The sequence below is a fragment of the Alcanivorax sp. HI0044 genome (assembly GCF_001634945.1).
Map to the genome: position 1 here is coordinate 1 of NZ_LWEZ01001274.1, position 3,456 is coordinate 3,456.

Below are 3,456 nucleotides of genomic sequence, written 5' to 3' on the forward strand. Positions count from 1 at the left end.
GAAGCCATCACTCAGGTGGTACACCACCAACTTGGTGTCCCCCGCCTTCATGGCACGGCTTTGTCCTTCCGGTAGATCCTGGCTGGCACAGAGTTCATAACGCATGGCGCTCTCCTTGCTGGCTGAAAAAAATCTGCTGGCTACGAAGCCCCTGTAGGAACGACGCGTAGCGAAGTAACGCACGTAGTTCCGTGCGGCCCGAAGGGTGAGCGTAGCGAATACACCTTCCAGGGGACGAACCTTGCACAGCAAGGCGACAAAGATTAACGCTACCCGTTATTCTTTCTGAAACCTGCCGAGCACTGAAATGCCTGATCGCCCTACGGGCGATTTCCTTGCTTCGCAAGGTTCGCGCCTCAAGATGCACTCCTACAGCGGCTTCGTCGAAACGCATTTTGTGGCTGCGCTTCGCTACTCCAGATACGTATACCCTGCCAGCCCCTCGCGTACCAGCTCGATAAAGCCTTCTTGCTCGGCATTATTCAAATGCGCCTGGCGGCAGTGCTGTTCCAGGGACGCCAGCAGCTTGTCGGTATCGTAGTTCACGTAGCGTAGCACCGAGCTCACCGTATCGCCGTGAATGGCGTGGTCGAGCACGATGTTGCCGTTGTCATCCACGTCCACATCCACGGAATCCGTATCGCCGAACAGGTTGTGCATGTCGCCGAGGATTTCCTGGTACGCGCCCACCATGAAAATACCCAGGTGGCCGTTGAGCTGTTCCGGCAGCGGCAAGGTGGCTTCCACGCCTTCGCCATCCACGAACTGGTCGATGCGGCCATCGGAATCGCAGGTAATGTCCTGAATCACCGCCCGGCGGGTAGCGGGTTTATCCAGACCGGACAGCGGCAGCACCGGGAAGACCTGGTTGATGCCCCACACATCCGGCACCGACTGGAACACGGAGAAGTTCACGAACAACTTGTCCGCCAGGGTTTCGTTGAGGCTGTCGAGCAGTTCGCGCTGCTGCTTGCGCAGCGGATTCAGACGACCGCGCAGGGCCAGCAGGCAATTGATATACAGCTGCTCGCCACGGGCGCGGGTGGCCAAGCCCAGATCCCCGGCAATATAACGCTGGTGAATGTCCTGCCAGGCGCCGGTCACTTCCGAAAAGCGCTCCAGCAGATTGCCCGGCTCACCGGCCAGGGCCTGTTGCAGTTCCCACAGTTGTTGCAACTCCGCCGCGTCATCTGCAGTGGGCGCCTCTACCGCCACCGACGCCATCTGCTCCTGATCGGTGATATTCACCAGCAACACCGCATGGTGGGCGGTCAGCGCCCGGCCGGATTCGGAAATGATGTTGGGCTCCGGCAACCCGTGCTGGGCGCACTGCTGCTGCAGGGTCTGCACGATATGGCGGGCATAGTCGCCCACCCCGTAGTTCATGGAGCAGTAGGAACGGGAGTGAGTACCTTCATAGTCCACCCCCAGGCCACCGCCCACATCCACGGTTTCCACCGCCGCGCCCAGGGCGCGCATCTCGGTGTAGTAACGGGCCGCTTCGCGCATGCCCGCTTTAATATCCTGGATATTGGCCACCTGTGAGCCCAGGTGGAAATGCAGCAGCTTCACGCAGTCCAGTCGCCCGGCGGCACGGCAATGCTCGATGGCCGCCATCAGCTGCGGCGCACTCAGGCCGAACTTGGACTTCTCACCCCCGGTGTTCTGCCAGTTGCCCTTGCTGATGCTCATCAGCCGCACCCGCAGGCCGATACGCGGCGACACGCCCAGCTCGTCTGCCAGCGCCAGCAGCGCCGGCAGCTCGGACATCTTCTCCACCACGATATGCACGCGGAAGCCCAGCTTCTCGCCCATCAGCGCCAGGCGCAGGTATTCCGCGTCCTTGTAGCCATTGCAGACAATAGTGTCGCCCGGGTTGGACAGCGCCAGCACGGCCAGCAGCTCCGGCTTGGAGCCCGCTTCCAGGCCCACTCGCTCGCCTTCATCACGAGCGCGCAGAATCTCGTGCACCACCCGGCGCTGCTGGTTCACCTTGATCGGGTACACCGGTGTGTAGTCGCCCTGATACTGGTGGCTATCGATGGCCTCCCGGAAAGCCCCGGCCAGCAGCTTCACCCGCTGGCGCAAAATCCCGGAAAAGCGCGCCAGCACCGGCGCCCGCAACCCGGCCGCCCGGCAACTTTCCAGCACCGCTTCCAGCGTGGCCTGGCCGCCCTGCTCGCCATTGGGCCGCACACACAGCTGGCCCAAGTGGTCGATACGGAAGTAGCTGTCGCCCCAGCGATCCACGTTATAGATGTCGCTGGCGGGCAAGGGAGAGTTGTCGGTCATTACGGGTCCTGAATAAAGGAGTTATCTGGGGGCATTATGCCTGCCGGGGCGCCGCACTCGCACCCCTTTTTCCTGCTTTACATGGGGGGCGCAGGCCTTACAATCCGGCTTTGAGAGGTAGCCCATTCGCGATGCGAGCATCGCTTCCCACAAAGACCATCCCCAGGGTGGCACCGGTTTTTGTGGGAAGTCATGCTTGCATGACGAAAGACGATCACTCCGCCCACACCATTCCACCGGACCCGCCCATGAGCAGCACCAAAAACAACTGGTTTTACGAGCACTTCGACACCGCCGGCACCGCCTTCGGCCTGCGCCTGAAACAGAAGCTGGAAGAAGTGCAAACCGAGTATCAGCACATCGAGATGTGGGAAACCGACACCTTCGGTTACCTGATGACCATCGATGGCGCCACCATGCTCTCCACCCGCGACAACTTCCTCTACCACGAGATGATGTCGCACCCGGTGCTGTTCAGCCACGCCAACCCCAAGCGCGTCATCATCATCGGCGGCGGCGACTGCGGCACCCTGCGTGAAGTGCTGCGCCACCCCAGCGTGGAAAAAGCCACCCAGATCGACATCGACGAAATGGTCACCCGCTACTCCGAGAAATACTTCCCGGAACTGTGCGAGTCCAACAACGACAGCCGCGCCGAACTGCTGTTCGAAGACGGCGTGCAATACATGCGCAACTGTGAAGACGGCAGCGTGGACGTGATCATCGTGGATTCCACCGACCCGGTGGGCCCGGCGGAAGGCCTGTTCAAGGCCGAGTTCTTCCGCGATTGCCACCGCGTGCTGGCCGACGGCGGCATCATCGTGCAGCAGTCCGAATCCCCGCTGCTGCACAGCGATACCATCATCAAGGATCTGCACGCCAACATGCGCGAAGCGGGTTTCACCAGCACCCAGACCCTGCCCTTCCCGCAGCCGGTGTATCCCAGCGGCTGGTGGAGCTGCACCCTGGCGGGCAAGAACACCGACGTGAGCGAATTCCGCGTAACGGATGCCACAGGCAAAGGATTTGAGACGAAGTATTATTCAGCGGCGATGCATAAGGGGGCGTTGGTTTTGCCGCCGTTTATGGAGAAGGCGATTAAGGGCTGAGTTGATAGTTGAAAGTTGAAAGTTGAAAGTTGAAAGTTGAAAGTTGAAAGTTGAA

2 protein-coding genes are annotated in these 3,456 nt (G+C 60.6%); one reads left to right on the forward strand and one right to left on the reverse strand.

The features are described 5' to 3' along the window. Positions 1-411 precede the first annotated feature (411 nt). Positions 412-2,292, reverse strand: a complete 1,881-nt coding sequence (speA, locus tag A3730_RS18395) for a biosynthetic arginine decarboxylase (RefSeq protein ID WP_063521110.1) — start codon at positions 2,290-2,292, stop codon at positions 412-414. Positions 2,293-2,540: 248 nt separating this feature from the next. Here speA and speE point away from each other — a divergent pair, with 248 nt between their 5' ends. Then, positions 2,541-3,401, forward strand: coding sequence for a polyamine aminopropyltransferase (gene speE / locus A3730_RS18400; protein ID WP_063521111.1), 861 nt, complete (start codon positions 2,541-2,543; stop codon positions 3,399-3,401). The last annotated feature ends 55 nt before the right edge of the window (positions 3,402-3,456 follow it).

Bases quoted from the DNA above. Each gene is read 5' to 3' on its own strand.
- speA (WP_063521110.1), bottom strand. From the start codon at position 2,292: ATGACCGACAACTCTCCCTTGCCCGCCAGCGACATCTATAACGTGGAT.
- speE (WP_063521111.1), top strand. From the start codon at position 2,541: ATGAGCAGCACCAAAAACAACTGGTTTTACGAGCACTTCGACACCGCC.